Here is a 15220-nt window from a genome sequence, read left to right on the forward strand (position 1 = left end):
CGCAGAATCAGGCCCATGCTCAGCACCCAGCACGACCCCATTGCCGCCATCGCCACTGCACCGGGTCGCGGTGCCGTGGGCATCGTGCGGGTGTCTGGGCGTGGATTGGCGCCCTTTGTGCGCGCCTTGTTGGGCCGCGAGCTGCGTGCGCGAGAGGCCACCTACCTGCCCATTCCGGACGATAACGGCCAGCCGATCGACCAGGGGCTCGCGATCTGGTTTCCGGGGCCTCACTCGTACACCGGTGAAGATGTGCTTGAGCTGCAAGGTCACGGCGGTCCGGTGGTGCTGCAATTGCTGCTGGCGCGTTGTCTGGCGGTGGCACAAACGAGATCTGCCGCTGACGAACCCTTGCTGCCTGGCTTGCGACCGGCGCGGCCCGGTGAGTTCACGGAGCGGGCGTTCCTGAACGACAAGCTCGACCTGGCGCAGGCCGAAGCGGTGGCCGATCTGATTGACGCCAGCACCGAAGCCGCTGCGCGCAGCGCCAGCCGCTCGCTGGCCGGGGTGTTTTCGGAGCGCGTTCATGGCTTGCGTGATGCGCTGATCCATTTGAGGATGCTGGTTGAAGCCACGCTCGACTTTCCGGAAGAAGACGTCGACTTCCTGCAGAAGGCCGATGCCACGGGACAGCTGCAGCGCCTGCAGACCGCTTTGGCTGCGGTGATGGCCCAGGCCCGCCAGGGGGCCTTGTTGCGCGACGGGCTCAAAGTGGTGATTGCCGGGCAGCCCAATGCGGGCAAAAGCTCCTTGCTCAACGCACTGGCGGGCGCAGAACTGGCCATCGTCACCCCCATTCCAGGGACCACCCGCGATGTGGTGCAGCAGACGATTCAGATCGAGGGGGTTCCCCTTCATGTGATCGACACCGCCGGCCTGCGCGACAGCCCCGAGGTGGATGAGGTGGAGCGGATCGGCATCGAGCGGGCCTGGGGCCAGATTGCCCAGGCCGATGCGGTGGTGTTCCTGCACGACCTCACGCGATGCGACGGCGTCAGCTACCAGGCCGACGATGCCGCCATCGCAGCGGCGTTGCCGCCGGGCGTGGCCGTGGTCCAGGTCTGGAACAAGCTGGACCAGTGCGCAGAACACGCCACCCTTGCTGATGTGGCCGGGCCGGAGGGCATTCTGTTGTCTGCCAAACGGGGCGACGGCATTGACCTGCTGCGGCAACGCCTTTTGTCGCTGGCCGGCTGGCAACAGGGCAGCGAAGGCTTGTTCATGGCGCGTGAACGCCACCTGCAGGCGCTGGCCCGGGTCGACGTTCACCTGAACAGTGCCTCAGACCTGCTGGCAGCCCAGGCCGAACACCTGGATCTGCTGGCCGAGGAGCTGCGGCTGGCACAGGGTGCGTTGGGGGAAATTACGGGTGAGTTCAGCGCAGATGACTTGCTGGGCGAGATTTTTTCGCGTTTTTGCATCGGCAAATAACACCTAAGTAACCGCTGGGAACCGGTCAGGCGCCGCCGGGAGCCCAACTGTAATAAGCGGTAAATACACATTGCAGGCGGAGCTTGTGGGCGGTTATCTTGCTCCCATGACAGACGTCGTCACTGCGACCACCCGCCCCGATATCCATGCCTTGGCCCACGCCATGCGGCATTGCAACGCGCTGGACGCCGTGCCGCTGACGCTCACCGAGCCGCAGTGGCAGATCGTGGCCAGTTACCTCCAGCCGGTGTCACTCCAGCTGGGAAAGGTGCTGATCGAGCAGGGTGTGAAGGACCGCACCGTCTACTTTGTGGAAAGCGGCACCCTCACCGTGCATTACGAGGACAGCAAGGAGCGCATCCGCATCGCGGTGGTCGGCGCCGGGTCGGTGCTCGGTGAAGGCGCGTTTTTCAGCCACCTGCCACGCAGCGCCACGGTACATGCCGGCAGCGACTGCCGCTTGTGGTGCCTTACCCCCCTGCGGTTTCGGGAGTTCTCCGTGCGGCACCCGGACCTGGCGCTTGAACTCACCGTGGCGATGTCGGCCGTGCTGGCCCGCCGCATGTACAACCGACCCAAACGCATCGCCGTGACCTGAACAACGCCTTTGCCCCCTCGGTGCGGCGGAACTGAACCGAAACGTACCTGCTATTCCAACCATTGCGCCGCAGCCTGTTGCGCATACTCACATCATGTTCATGCTCAACTGGCTGAAAGCCAAAAAATCCACCGCCAGTCGATCAAGACGTGGTCGCCGCACGTTCGCGCAGACCACCTTGCCACTGATTTCTCCGCGTCGGGGTCGCCGCATCCTGCGTCGGGAGCAGCTGTTCTCCGTGGTGCGGGAATCCATGATTCGCGGCGGGGTCCTGTCCACCAGCTACGAATTCAAGGTGCTCACCCTGGACGCGAACGGCGATGGTTTTCTGGTGCTGGTCGATCTGGCCTTGCCCACGGAGAGCATGCCCGACGAATACCTGCTTGAAATCGAGCGCTGGATCCAGGCCAGTGCCCAGTCCAGGCACGACATGCAGGTGCGCTCGGTGTACTGGCGCCGCAAGGCGGTCCATGATCAACGGGGCATTGCGCTGAAGGCCGCCGTGGCGGCGCAGACCCGCCGCGAGCCGGCCGAGCCCAGCGAGACGGCGATTCCGGTGCCCGATCGGAACCCGGAAAGCACCCGGGTGCAAGGCGTTCAGGCGGAAGAAGTGGAGGCTTTCCGGCGAGCGCTGCAAAAAGCGGCGAACCCCATCCGCCGTCCGCTGCTTGAGGAGGGCGAGAACCTGCCTGTGCCCGAGTCCCACAGCGATTTCAGCGCACTGAGCGAAACCCAGTACGGAAAGCTGTAGAGCGTTGCCCCCGCGCCCTGCGGGTGTGCCAAGCCCTCCGGCGCGAAATGTCCCATCCAGAGATTCCGTCGGGCCGGCTCTGCCGGACGACTGGTATCGCCCCCTTGAGGGGGTAGCGCGAAGCGCTGCGGGGGTGTTCAAGTTCAACCGGCGAAGTCGACCAGGGTGAACAGGGGCAGTCCCGAGGCACGCAGCTTGGCTGATCCACCCAGTTCAGGCAGGTCCACGATGGCAGCGCCTTCCATCACCTCGGCGCCTAGCTTCTCCAGCAATTTGCACCCCGCCATCATGGTGCCGCCGGTGGCAATGAGGTCGTCGATCAACACCACCTTGTCGCCTGCCCGAACCGCATCGGTGTGCAGTTCGACCGTTGCACTCCCGTATTCGAGTTCGTAGGTTTCTTCGACCGTGGTGAAAGGCAGCTTGCCCTTTTTGCGAATGGGCACAAAGCCCACGCCCAGTTCATAGGCCAGCACGGAGCCGATGATGAAACCCCTGGCGTCCAGCCCAGCGATGACCGTGGGCCGCAGCCCGGGGTCCATGTACCGATGCACGAACGTGTCGATCAGCACACGAAACACTTTGGGATCCTGCAGCAGCGGGGTGATGTCGCGAAACTGCACACCGGGTGCGGGCCAGTCGGGCACGGTGCGGATGTGGGATTTCAGATAGGCAGAGGTGTCCATGGGCAGGGTCCGTTGCGGATCGGTCATTATGGGCCAGCCGCCTCACGCGGGATCCCTGGCGCAGCATGCAAAAGCGCTGTGCCTGCACGTGCAGCCGGCCCTCGCAGCTGCCGGAAGCGCCTTGGTTGCTCGCGTCAGCCGGACAGCAGCTTGTCTTCTGCCAACGACAGGGCTTGCGCCTTGCCGCCCAGCACCAGGGTGTCGCCGCCTTCCATCACGGTGTCGTCGTCAAACACTGCTGCCTTGCCGCCGGCACGGCGCAAGCTCACGAGCCGCACGCCGATCGCTTCCAGGGCCAGATGACCGAGTGTCTTGCCGACCGAGCGGCCCCCTGTGGGCAAGGTCACCGTGTGCAGCCGCTCATGATCAATCTCATCGAGGCTGTCGTCGTCGGCGCCGTGGAAATAACCGCGCAGCAGGTTGTAGCGCGCATCGCGCTGATCCTGCACCACGCGGATCACGCGCCGCATGGGCACGCCCACCAGTGCCAGGGCGTGGCTGGCCAGCATCAGACTGGCCTCAATGGCCTCGGGCACCACCTCGGTGGCGCCAGCGCCGCGCAGTTTTTCCAGGTCAGCGTCGTCCACCGTGCGCACCACCACCGGCACGTGCACCGCCTGTTCCTGTGCGTGGTGCAACACCTTGAGGGCGCTGGGCGTGTCCAGGTAGGTGACGACCACCGCGCTGGCGCGATGCAACCCGGCCGCCATGAGCGCCTGCAGCCGAGCGGCGTCACCAAACACGACCGAATGCCCGGCCGCAGCGGCCTGGCGCACCCGGTCGGGGTCGAGGTCCAGCGCCATGTACGGAATGCCTTCGCCATCCAGCAGCCGGGCCAGGTTCTGACCGCAGCGGCCATAGCCACAGATGATCACGTGCTTGTCGGCATTGATGGCTTTGCGCGCGATGCTGGTCATCTGCACCGACTGCATCAGCCAGTCGCTGCCCACCACTCGGCCCACGATGGCATTGGTGTAGAGGATGATGAAGGGCGTGGCCAGCATGGAGATCACCATGCTGGCCAGAATGGGGTTGAACAGCTGTGGGGGCACCAGGTTGTTCTGGCCGGCCAGGGTGAGCAGCACCAGGCCGAACTCGCCGCCCTGCGCCAGGTACAACCCCACTCGCAGCGACACGCCCATGGATGCGCCAAACAACCGGGTCAGACCCGTGATCAGGGCGAGTTTGAAAGCCACGGACAGCGACATCAGCAACAGCACCAGCGGCCAGCGATCAAGCACCAGCCGCCAGTCCAGCATCATGCCGATGGTGATGAAGAACAGGCCCAGCAGCACGTCGTGAAACGGCCGGATATCGGTCTCCACCTGGTGCTTGTATTCCGTCTCCGAAATCAGCATGCCAGCCACGAAGGCGCCCAGCGCCAGGGACAGCCCGGCGTGTTCGGTGAGCCAGGCCAGGCCCAGGGTGATGAGCAGCAGGTTGAGCATGAACAGTTCATCGCTCTTCTGGCGCGCCACCAGGGTCAGCCACCAGCGCATCACCTTCTGACCGCCGGTGAGCAGAATGCCCAGCAGCACCACTGCCTTCACCAGCGCCAATGCCAGGGCCGGGAACAGCTTGTCCGGATCGGCTGCAAGGGCGGGAATCAGCACCAGCAAGGGCACCACCGCCAGATCCTGGAACAGCAGAATGCCCATGACACGTTTGCCGTGCTCGGATTCCAGCTCCAGCCTTTCGGCCATCAGCTTGATCACGATGGCCGTGCTGCTCATGGCCATCACCCCGCCCAGCGCCAGGGCGATCTGCCAGGAAATGTCCCACCAGGTCGGCAGCATCAGAGTCAAGGCCAACGAGGCGCCGGTGGTGATGAGCACGGTCAGCACCACCTGGGACAGGCCCAGGCCGAACACATGACGCTTCATCGCTCTGAGCTTGGGCAGACTGAACTCCAGTCCGATCACAAACATGAGGAAGACCACACCGAACTCGGCCAGGTAGCGAATGCCGCTGGAGTTCTGGGCCAGCGCGAGCGCGTTGGGCCCGATAAGAATGCCGACGACCAGGTAGCCCAGCATCGGCGGCAGCTTGAGCTGACGGCACGCCACCACGCCCAACACAGCGGCCAGCAGGTACAGGAGCGCAATGTCGAGCGAATTCATGGGCCGATATTAAGGGCTGGCAGCGCCTTTCGCGTGGGGGCGCAGATGCGGGACCCCGCCCCGTCGGGTTGCCGCGCCGCGCCGGATGGTGCGCATGGAAGAACAGCCAGGACCGACACGAACGGCGATAATCCGTCGATGCAGTTGCCCTCCACCTTTGACCCGACGCGCGCAACCGCGTTTGCCCGAGAAACCTTGCAGATCGAGGCCGCGGCCATCACCGCCATGGCGCAGCGGCTGGACGGCAGCTTCGCTCAAGCCCTGTCGCTCATGCTCGCCTGCCAGGGCCGGGTGGTGGTGATGGGGATCGGCAAGAGTGGCCACATCGGCCGCAAGATCGCGGCCACGCTGGCGTCCACTGGCACGCCGGCCATGTTCGTGCATCCGGCGGAAGCCAGCCATGGGGATCTGGGCATGATCACCCCAGCTGATGTGGTGCTGGGGATCAGCAACAGCGGTGAAAGCGAAGAGCTCACCGTCATCCTGCCGCTCATCAAGCGCATGGGCGTGCCGCTGGTGGCCATCACCGGCCGCGTGCGCTCCACCCTCGGGCAGCATGCCGAGGTGGTGCTGGACGCTTCCGTGGAAAAAGAGGCCTGCCCGCACAACCTCGCCCCCACAGCCAGCACCACGGCCCAGCTGGCCATGGGCGACGCGATTGCCGTGGCGTTGCTGGATGCCCGTGGCTTCAAGGCCGACGATTTCGCGCGCTCCCATCCAGGGGGCACACTGGGGCGCAAGCTGCTCACCCATGTGCGCGACGTGATGCGCACCGGCGATGCCTTGCCTCGGGTCACGCAGGAGGCCGGGCTCATGACCCTGATGCGCGAGATCAGCGCCAAAGGCCTCGGCGCCAGCGCCATCGTCGACGACGACAACCGTGTGCTGGGCATCTTCACCGATGGCGACTTGCGCCGCCTGATTGAAAAGAGCGAGAACAACAGCGATCTCCGCAACCTGACGGCGCGCGAGGTCATGCACCCGGATCCGCGCACCATCCGCGCCGATGCGCTGGCCGTGACCGCCGCAGAGCTCATGGAGGCCACGCGCATCACCAGCGTGTTGGTGGTCGACGAGGCGGGCCGCCTGTGCGGTGCGCTCAACAGCAACGACCTCATGCGAGCGAAGGTGATTTGACCTCCCTGCGCCGCTGCACTGCTTCCACGCGGGGGACGGTGGCCCGGCAAAGCCGATTCCGCGGCGCCCTGGCATTAAGGCACTTCGCTCGAACTTCTCCTCTGCAGTTAGCATTGCTTCATGTCTCCTGATCTGCCACCGCTGCGTCCCACTCTGAACTTCGCGCCGGAGCTGTTGCTGCGTTCGCAAGCGGTGCGCGTGGTGTTTTTTGATGTGGACGGCGTGCTCACCGACGGGAGCCTCTATTTCAGTGAAGCGGGTGAGTCGATCAAGCGGTTTCATACGCTGGACGGCCATGGCATCAAACTGCTGCAGCGGGCCGGCATCACCCCCGCCGTGATCACGGGACGCGATTCACCCGCGCTGCGACGGCGACTCGAAGCGCTGGGGGTGGTGCATGTGCGCTATGGCACGGAAGACAAGCGACCCGCCGCCGAGGCCATCCTCAGTGAGCTGGGACTGACATGGGTGGACGCCGCAGCCATGGGAGACGACTGGCCCGACCTTCCCATGCTGCGTCGGGCGGCACTCGCCTGTGCACCTGCGACCGCCCATGCGGAAGTGCTGGCGGTGGTCCATCATGTCACGCAACGAGCCCCTGGCATGGGGGCCGTGCGTGAACTGTGCGATCTGCTGCTGGTCGCCAGTGGCGTCTATGCCCGTGAGCTGGAGGTGGCCGCACGATGAACAGCACGTTGCCATTGGAGCCGCTGGTGAAAGCACCGCAGCGTATGGTCAAGAAACGGGTGTACCAGTTCTGGGACCAGGTCTCGATCTACCTGCCGGTCCTGTTGATGGGTTTGCTGGCGCTGGCGTCTTACTGGCTGTTGCGCGCCACACCCATACCCGAGGTGCCACCCGCAGAGCGGGAACTGGTGCACGAGCCCGATTACCGCATGCGACGTTTCTCGGTCAAAGTGTTTGACGCCAATGGGCGCATCAAGTCCGAGGTGTATGGCGCAGAAGGGCGGCACTACCCCGACACGGACACCCTGGAGATCGACAAGGCCCGCATCCGAAACTACAGCCCGGAAGGACTGCTGACCACGGCCACGGCGCAGCGCGTGACCAGCAACGGCGACAACACGGAGTTCGTCCTGGAAGGCGATGCGATCGTGGTGCGGCAGGCGGGGAAGAATGCCGCTGGCAAACGTTTGCCACGGCTGGAGTTTCATGGCGAGTATTTGCGGGTGCTGACCAAATGGGACATGTTGGCATCGGACCAGCCGGTGCTGCTGATCCGGGACAATGACCAGATGCGCGCCGACAGCATGGTGTACCGTGGCGACCGCCAGGCCGCCATGCTCAAGGGGCGGGTGAAGGTGCAGATGCAGCCGCGATGAGCAAATCCCCTTCTTTGGCTGCGAGGTGACACCGGCATGTCTCAGCTCCCGCTCGTTCTCATCACCGGCGCTTCCAGTGGCATCGGGCAGGCGCTGGCTGCGCGTTTTGCGCAGTCAGGCTACCGGCTGGCGCTGGTGGCGCGGCGCACGGACGACACACAAGCCTGGGCCGATGCGCAGGGCCTGGGCGTTGATCGTTGTCGCATTTACGGCGCCGACGTGAGCGATACCGACAGCCTCGTGGCGGCAGCACAGGCCTGTGTGGCGGCGCAAGGCGTCCCAGACGTGGTGATCGCCAACGCCGGCATCAGCATCGGCATGGACACGGCCGAGCGCGATGACATTGACGTGATGGTCCGGACCTTTGCCACCAACAACACGGGGTTGGCGGCCACCTTCCATCCTTTTGTGACGGCCATGCGCGAACGGGGCAGTGGCACGCTGGTCGGCATCGCCAGTGTGGCGGCCATCCGGGGTCTGCCCGGTCATGGCGCCTATTGCGCCAGCAAGGCGGCGGTGGTGGCCTACTGCGAGAGCCTGCGGGGCGAGCTGCGTGGCAGCGGGGTGGCGGTGGTGACTTTGCTGCCGGGCTATGTGGACACGCCACTGACACGCCAGAACCGCTATGGCATGCCGTTCCTGCTGAGTGCGGAGGCATTCGCCGAGCGGGCCTTTCAGGCCATCCAGGGTCAGGTCAGCTACCGGGTGATTCCCTGGCAAATGGGGGTGGTGGCCAAACTGCTGCGTCTCTTGCCCAATCCGTTGTTTGACCGTCTGCTGGCCGGGCGGCCTCGAAAGCACCGACAGAAGGGCAAGCGCGCCTGAGCTTCCATGGGAAGAACCGCTGGCGCTAAAAAACCACCGGCCATGAAAAAAGCCCCTGGGCAAAACCGAGGGGCCTTTGTCTGAACCCGATCTTCACCGGGTCAGGGGCTCAACGCTGTGGATCAGTAGCCACCGCGGCCACCGCCGCCGCCACCTTCACGACGACCGCCGCCGCCGTAGGGGCTGCGGAAACCGCCGTCGCTGCCGCCACCACCACCAAAGCCGCCACCGCCGCTGCGGCCACCGCCAAAGCCGCCGCCACCCGAACGGGGAGGACGTGCTTCCATCGGACGGGCTTCGTTCACCACCAGGCTGCGACCGCCCAGCGACTGACCATTCATGCCTTCGATGGCGGACTGGGCTTCAGCATCGCTGCCCATTTCCACAAAACCAAAACCTTTTGAGCGACCTGTGTCGCGCTCCATCATGACTTTGGCGCTGTTGACAGAGCCAAAAGCGCCGAATGCCTGTTGCAGGTCTTCGTCGCGCACGGTGTAAGGCAGGTTGCCCACGTACAGTTTGTTGCCCATTGTTGGGACTCCTAATAACACTGAGAAAAATAGCGATGGAGCCCCGTTAGCAAACAAAACCTGTAGCACGCGAAACCAACCGATCACTTGTCAAGCGAGGTTTTTAGACCCACGCCAGCGCATTATGCGCTGAATGCCCCGGAACGAAAGACTTTTTTGTTAACGGTGGTGACCGCTTTTGGAGGCGATGCGCCGGCACAACACCACGGTCAATGCCGGATCGAAGGTCGGGAATCTGACCGTGGCCGGCCCTGCGGCGCCAACGGGCACGCAGGCCGATCCGCTCATTGCCGCCGCGGACAGGCGGCAATCGACGGGAGGATTCCTGCTCCCGCCAGGGTGTTGGAAGGGCAGACCATCAGGGCGGGGCAGGTGGTTCAATTTATACTGCCACCCAGCGCCGATTTGTTCCGGATTGCGGGCGCTTTAAAAATGCCGCTAAAGGGGAGACTCCCGGTCTCGCACCTTGCGGCACCGGGTTTTCTTTTTTGGGCCTCCTGCGGCCCGAGGTGCATCCAAGTGATCGTCACACCCCAAACGCGCCGTTTCACCGACCCATTGCCATTGCAAAGCGGTGCGGTCTTGCCGGCCTACGAACTGGTCTATGAGACCTATGGCACGCTCAATGTCGGGCGCACGAACGCCGTGCTGGTCTGTCACGCGCTCAACGCCTCCCACCATGTGGCCGGCTGGCATGCAGACGCCAGCGGCCAGCCCCTGGCGCGCAGCGAAGGCTGGTGGAACAACATGATCGGTCCCGGCAAGCCGGTGGACACCGATCGCTATTTCGTGGTGAGCGTCAACAACCTGGGTTCCTGTTTCGGCAGCACCGGCCCCACCCACATCAACCCTGCCACGGGCCAGCCCTGGGGAGCCGACTTTCCGGTGGTGACGGTGGAAGACTGGGTACATGCGCAGGCGCGCCTGCTCGACGCGCTGGGCATCGAGACCCTGGCGGCCGTGATGGGCGGCAGCCTGGGGGGCATGCAGACCCTTTCCTGGACGCTGCAGTACCCCGATCGCGTGCGGCACGCGGTGGTGGTGGCCAGCGCGCCCAATCTCACGGCCGAGAACATCGCCTTCAACGAAGTCGCCCGCCGCGCCATCGTGACCGACCCGGATTTTTTGGGTGGGCATTACCTGCGCGAAGGCACCCTGCCCCGCCGTGGCCTGCGCATCGCCCGCATGATCGGCCACATCACCTACCTCAGTGATGACGTGATGAACGAGAAATTCGGGAGATCGCTCAGACCTGCCGATGACGAAGACCCGGCGGCCGTGGCCGAACTCGCCTACCGATACAGCACACTAGACGTGGAATTCCAGATCGAGAGCTACCTGCGCTACCAGGGCGACAAGTTCAGCGAGTACTTCGATGCCAACACCTACTTGTTGATCACCCGTGCGCTCGATTACTTCGACCCCGCGCGTGCCTTCGATGGCAACCTCAGCGCCGCCCTGGCCCGCGCGCGCGCGAAGTTCCTGCTGATCAGCTTCACCACCGACTGGCGCTTTTCACCCGCGCGCAGCCGAGAAATGGTCAAGGCCTTGCTGGAAAACCGGCGCGAAGTGAGCTATTGCGAAATCGACGCGCCGCATGGGCACGACGCCTTCCTGCTCGACGATGCGCGCTACCACCACGCTGTGCGTGCGTACTTTGATCGCACGGTGGGTGAATCGCTGACCGCGGAGGTGGCCCATGGCTGAACATGACGTGATGGATTCGATCGCCCGGCTGGTGCCACCAGGTTCGCGGGTGCTCGATCTGGGTTGTGGCGATGGCGCAATGATGGCCCATTTGCAGGCCACGCGAGGCTGCACCGGCTATGGCGTGGAGATCGACGACGCCAAGGTGCTCGCCTGCATCAAACGTGGCGTGAACGTGTTGCAGCTGAACCTGGAAGACGGCCTGACCATGTTCGAAGACGACGCTTTCGACGTGGTGCTGCAGATCGACACCTTGCAACACCTGCGCAACACCGAGACGATGCTGCGTGAAACCGCGCGCGTGGGTCGTATTGGCGTGGTGGCCTTTCCCAACTTCGCGCACTGGCCCAACCGGCTGGCCGTGCTGCAAGGCCGCATGCCCGTGACCCGGCGCCTGCCCTACCAGTGGTACGACACGCCCAACATCCGGGTCGGCACGCATGCGGACTTCGAGGTGCTGGCGCGCAGCTGCGGTCTGACCATCGTCGACAGTTTTGGGTTGCACCAGGGTCAAGAAGTGCGCACGTTGCCCAACCTCATGGCCAGCACGGCCGTGTTCAAGTTTTCGAACTGACTTTTTCTGCCTGCGTGGTTTGCCGCGGTTGCCAGTGCACCCGCACGCAAGCTTTCAAAGTAGAGGTAAAGGCGTGACTTATCTCGCTTCAGAAGCCGCACAGCCACGCCGATGGTGATGCAATAAGCACCTGGGTTCTTGAGCGTCAGGAGGGGGGTGGATGCTTGTACCGCAAGCACATGGACGAGGCACTGGCGGCCTACGAAAAGCGGCTGTTCACGCCCGAGGCCAAGGCCCACTTCACCACCTTGCCGCCGCTGCTCTCCGAATTCTGGAAAGTCGGTGGCGCGAACATCGCCCTGATCCAGGAGGGCAAGAAAGAAGAAGCGTTTGCCTACCTGGTGGACGTGACCATCCCGGCGCGCAATCGGCTCCTCGACGCGTTCAGCAGTGGCCTTGACATCCAGACCAAAGGGCTGAGCAGCGACATCAGCCAGATTCGAAAGGACGCGACCAGCACGTCCAACCTGATCGCGGGTCTGGCAGGCACGCTGTTGGTCGCCATGATGGGCTTTTCTGCGTATGTCGCGTCGGTGCTGCGTCGGCGTGTGACCGCCACGCAGGCGGTGGCCGAGCGTGTGCGCGATGGCGACCTGACCACTGCCGTGGTGGACGACGCACGCGACGAATTCACGCCATTGTTGGCCACCATGAAAGACATGCAGACCTCGCTCACCCGTGTGGTGACCCAGGTGCGCCAGGGGGCCGACAACGTGGCTTCTGCCAGCGCAGAAATCGCGCAGGGCAACAGCGATCTCTCCAGCCGCACCGAGCAACAGGCCTCGGCGCTGGAGCAGACCTCTGCCTCCATGGAACAGATGGGCTCGACCGCCAGTCAGAACGCCGACAACGCCCGCCAGGCCAACCAGCTCGCTGCCAGCGCCAGCTCTGTGGCCGTTCAGGGCGGAGAAGTGGTGAGCCGCGTGGTGCAGACGATGAAGGACATCAACGACAGCAGCAAGAAGATCAGCGACATCATCGGCGTGATCGATGGCATCGCCTTCCAGACCAACATCCTTGCCCTGAACGCGGCGGTGGAAGCCGCGCGTGCCGGTGAGCAGGGCCGGGGCTTTGCGGTGGTGGCTGGCGAGGTGCGCAACCTGGCGCAGCGCAGTGCCGAGGCGGCCAAGGAGATCAAGGGCTTGATCGGCGCCAGTGTGGAGCGCGTTGAGCAAGGCACGCGGCTGGTGGACCAGGCAGGCACCACCATGCAAGAGATCGTGACGTCCATCCAGCGCGTGACCGATATCGTGGGCGAGATCAGCAGCGCCAGCACCGAACAGAGCGCGGGGGTGGGGCAGGTGAGCGAGGCTGTGAGCCAGATGGATCAGACCACGCAGCAAAACGCCGCGTTGGTCGAAGAAAGCGCCGCTGCCGCGTCCAGCCTGCAACAGCAGGCCCAGCAACTGGTGCAGGCTGTGAGCGTGTTCAGGCTGGGTGCCCAGCTCCACTGAGTGGCTGCTTACTCAAGAAAAGGGCGCCTCTGAAGGCGCCTTTTTCTTTCGCCTGCTAGTCGCTGGCATGGCGAACAACGTCAACGAAGGTATTCAAACACAGGTTAAACGCTGTATTGCCAGCGCTTTCGTGACTTTATTGCACCTTCAGTTGACGCTCATCCGGCCGATATTCCATGGACCAATCCGCTTTTATTGAGGACTTCCACCATGGACATGCGCAACGACGCCAATCACATCGCTCGCCACGACAGCGCGCGCGCGGCCGCCCAGAAAGCCGCGGCCGAATTCCTGACCTTTCGCCTGGGTGCAGAGGAATACGGCATCGACATCCTGCGCGTGCAGGAGATCCGCTCGTATGAAGAGCCCACGCGCATCGCCAACGCACCCCACTTCATCAAAGGCGTGGTCAACCTGCGCGGCGTGATCGTGCCGGTGGTGGACCTGCGCATCAAGCTCGGTTGCGAGAAGGTGGAATACAACGGCTTCACCGTGGTGATCGTGCTCAATGTGCGCGGCCGCGTGGTGGGTGCGGTGGTGGACTCGGTGTCTGACGTGCTCGAACTCGCGGGCGACCTGATCAAGCCTGCGCCAGAGATGAACGCCACCGTGGACACCGGCTTCATCACCGGCATTGCCAGCGTGGGTGAGCGCATGCTGATCCTCATGGACATCGAAGCCCTCATGTCCAGCGCCGACATGGGCCTCATGGATACCAGTCAGGTGCTGCAGTAATTCACTGCCCGTTTCCCATTCTTCTTCCTGTCACAGAAGCCATAAGGAGTCGGCATGAGTCCGTCCGTTTCAAAAACTCCGTCGGTGGCGCGTCGCGTTGCCTTGTTGTCCGTTGCCCTGCTCGCCGGCGTGCTGATTGTGGTCAGCACCGTGATGGCCGTGGCCATGGAAAGCACTTCCCGAGAGCGGCAGGTGGAATGGATGGGCGACAAGGCGGAGTCGATTGCCGGTTCGATCGATGCGTTTGACGGCACCGCGCGGATGATGACCGATCGGGCGTACCGGCCGTTCCGTCAGAAATTCGCCGACAAGTTCGATCTGGATGAAGAGGCCGGCATGCTTAAGGGCTGGGGCATGTTGCTCAACGACGATTTCACCGAGGTGGACAGTTTCCATGCGCAGAACGGTGGCGTGGCCACCATCTTCATGCGCAAGGGCGATGACTTCGAGCGCATCAGCACTTCGCTGAAAAAGGCCGATGGCGAGCGCGCCATGGGCACGCTGCTGGACCGCACCCACCCGGCGTACCCATTGATGCTGGAAGGCAAGACCTACACCGGGCGCGCCGTGCTGTTTGGCAAGCCCTACATGACGCATTACGAAGCCGTCCGCAACGAAGCCGGCGCGGTCGTGGGCATCTTGTTCATCGGGTTCGATATTGCCGATTTCCAGGCCTCGCTGGACAAACTGGTGGGTGAAGCCAGGTTCTTCGAATCGGGTGGCAGCTATGTCATCGATCCAAGGAAGTCCAACGCCGACGCCATTTTCATTTCGCACCCCACCGCCTCCGGCAAGAAGGTGCTGGAAGTGAACCCACAGGCCGATGCCTTCCTCACCGAGATGCGGAATTCTTCCGACGGCTTCGTGCGCAACGCCACAGCCCTCTTCAATGCCAACGCCTCTTCTCCATGGGCCGTCATGCGTGCGTCGCAGGCGGGTGGCTGGTGGGTCGTGGCCGAAGTGTCCGACGATGAAGCCATGGCGTCGTTCTGGGACTCCATCTACGCGTTCTGGGCCATGCTGGCTGCCGTGACCGCCCTGCTGGGTGTTGCCATGTACGCCCTGGTGCGCCGCAACGTCAGCCGCCCATTGGCCGACCTGACGGTCGCCGTCACCACGGTGGCCCAAGGCGATCTGTCCAAGGCGTTCCGTTCCGACCGCAAGGACGAGATCGGTGTGCTGGTGCGCGAGGTCGAGAACATGCGCCAACGCTTCGTCGCCATCATCCGCGATCTGCGCAGCGCCACGGACAGCATCAACACGGCGTCGCTGGAGATTGCCTCGGGCAACCAGGACCTGTCTGCACGCACCGAACAGGCCGCGAGCAAC

14 protein-coding genes, 1 pseudogene and 1 riboswitch are annotated in these 15220 nt (G+C 63.9%); of the genes and pseudogenes, 12 read left to right on the plus strand and 3 right to left on the minus strand.

Going from position 1 to position 15220, the window contains the following annotated elements:
- The first annotated feature begins 15 nt into the window (after nt 1-15).
- The 3 genes from mnmE (at nt 16) to J2W49_RS21195 (ending at nt 2780) form a co-directional block, all read left to right on the plus strand.
- Nucleotides 16-1431 (plus strand): tRNA uridine-5-carboxymethylaminomethyl(34) synthesis GTPase MnmE, encoded by a 1416-nt coding sequence (gene mnmE / locus J2W49_RS21185; RefSeq protein WP_310320847.1) that lies wholly within the window; start codon nt 16-18, stop codon nt 1429-1431.
- A 106-nt stretch (nt 1432-1537) separates the two neighbouring features.
- Entirely contained in the window at nt 1538-2029 is a 492-nt protein-coding gene (locus J2W49_RS21190) for a Crp/Fnr family transcriptional regulator (protein WP_310320850.1), read from the plus strand.
- A gap of 94 nt (nt 2030-2123) precedes the next feature.
- Nucleotides 2124-2780 carry a hypothetical protein gene (locus J2W49_RS21195; RefSeq protein ID WP_310320852.1) on the plus strand — a complete coding sequence of 219 codons (657 nt, stop codon included), beginning with the start codon at nt 2124-2126 and terminating at the stop codon, nt 2778-2780.
- 143 nt (nt 2781-2923) lie between these two features.
- Here the strand turns inward: J2W49_RS21195 and J2W49_RS21200 are convergent, their stop codons facing one another.
- Together J2W49_RS21200 and J2W49_RS21205 are read right to left on the minus strand one after the other, a co-directional pair.
- Complete coding sequence (locus tag J2W49_RS21200) at nt 2924-3466, minus strand: adenine phosphoribosyltransferase (protein ID WP_310320854.1); 543 nt, start codon at nt 3464-3466, stop codon at nt 2924-2926.
- A gap of 134 nt (nt 3467-3600) precedes the next feature.
- Nucleotides 3601-5586, minus strand: a complete 1986-nt coding sequence (locus tag J2W49_RS21205) for a monovalent cation:proton antiporter family protein (RefSeq protein ID WP_310320857.1) — start codon at nt 5584-5586, stop codon at nt 3601-3603.
- 138 nt (nt 5587-5724) lie between these two features.
- Here J2W49_RS21205 and J2W49_RS21210 point away from each other — a divergent pair, with 138 nt between their 5' ends.
- The 4 genes from J2W49_RS21210 (at nt 5725) to J2W49_RS21225 (ending at nt 8891) form a co-directional block, all read left to right on the plus strand.
- On the plus strand, nt 5725-6723 hold the full coding sequence (locus J2W49_RS21210; RefSeq protein ID WP_310320858.1) for a KpsF/GutQ family sugar-phosphate isomerase: 999 nt from the start codon (nt 5725-5727) through the stop codon (nt 6721-6723).
- Between the two features lie 120 nt (nt 6724-6843).
- Complete coding sequence (locus tag J2W49_RS21215) at nt 6844-7410, plus strand: KdsC family phosphatase (protein ID WP_310320859.1); 567 nt, start codon at nt 6844-6846, stop codon at nt 7408-7410.
- Entirely contained in the window at nt 7407-8066 is a 660-nt protein-coding gene (gene lptC / locus J2W49_RS21220; RefSeq protein ID WP_310320860.1) for an LPS export ABC transporter periplasmic protein LptC, read from the plus strand. The genes J2W49_RS21215 and lptC overlap by 4 nt, the downstream gene beginning before the upstream one ends.
- A gap of 36 nt (nt 8067-8102) precedes the next feature.
- The gene (locus J2W49_RS21225) at nt 8103-8891 is read left to right on the plus strand and encodes an SDR family oxidoreductase (RefSeq protein ID WP_310320862.1); all 789 of its coding nucleotides are present in this window, start codon (nt 8103-8105) and stop codon (nt 8889-8891) included.
- Between the two features lie 122 nt (nt 8892-9013).
- Here the strand turns inward: J2W49_RS21225 and J2W49_RS21230 are convergent, their stop codons facing one another.
- Complete coding sequence (locus J2W49_RS21230) at nt 9014-9421, minus strand: RNA recognition motif domain-containing protein (RefSeq protein ID WP_310320864.1); 408 nt, start codon at nt 9419-9421, stop codon at nt 9014-9016.
- 387 nt (nt 9422-9808) lie between these two features.
- A riboswitch (SAM riboswitch) is annotated at nt 9809-9884 on the plus strand.
- A 50-nt stretch (nt 9885-9934) separates the two neighbouring features.
- Between J2W49_RS21230 and metX the strand changes: the two genes are divergently transcribed.
- From metX to J2W49_RS21255, 5 genes and pseudogenes are all read left to right on the plus strand, one after another.
- A complete protein-coding gene (metX, locus tag J2W49_RS21235; protein ID WP_310320883.1) occupies nt 9935-11128 on the plus strand; it encodes a homoserine O-succinyltransferase MetX in 1194 nt (397 codons plus the stop codon).
- Complete coding sequence (metW, locus tag J2W49_RS21240; protein ID WP_310320866.1) at nt 11121-11702, plus strand: methionine biosynthesis protein MetW; 582 nt, start codon at nt 11121-11123, stop codon at nt 11700-11702. The genes metX and metW overlap by 8 nt, the downstream gene beginning before the upstream one ends.
- Nucleotides 11703-12217: 515 nt before the next feature.
- A pseudogene (locus J2W49_RS21245) lies at nt 12218-13156 on the plus strand (methyl-accepting chemotaxis protein); the annotation flags it as partial.
- A 210-nt stretch (nt 13157-13366) separates the two neighbouring features.
- On the plus strand, nt 13367-13891 hold the full coding sequence (locus J2W49_RS21250; RefSeq protein ID WP_310320870.1) for a chemotaxis protein CheW: 525 nt from the start codon (nt 13367-13369) through the stop codon (nt 13889-13891).
- Between the two features lie 54 nt (nt 13892-13945).
- Nucleotides 13946-15220 (plus strand): methyl-accepting chemotaxis protein (locus J2W49_RS21255; RefSeq protein ID WP_310320871.1); only part of this gene is annotated, 1275 nt, incomplete at its 3' end.

It is taken from the genome of Hydrogenophaga palleronii (genome assembly GCF_031457455.1).
GTDB classification, from domain to species: domain Bacteria; phylum Pseudomonadota; class Gammaproteobacteria; order Burkholderiales; family Burkholderiaceae_C; genus Hydrogenophaga; species Hydrogenophaga palleronii_A.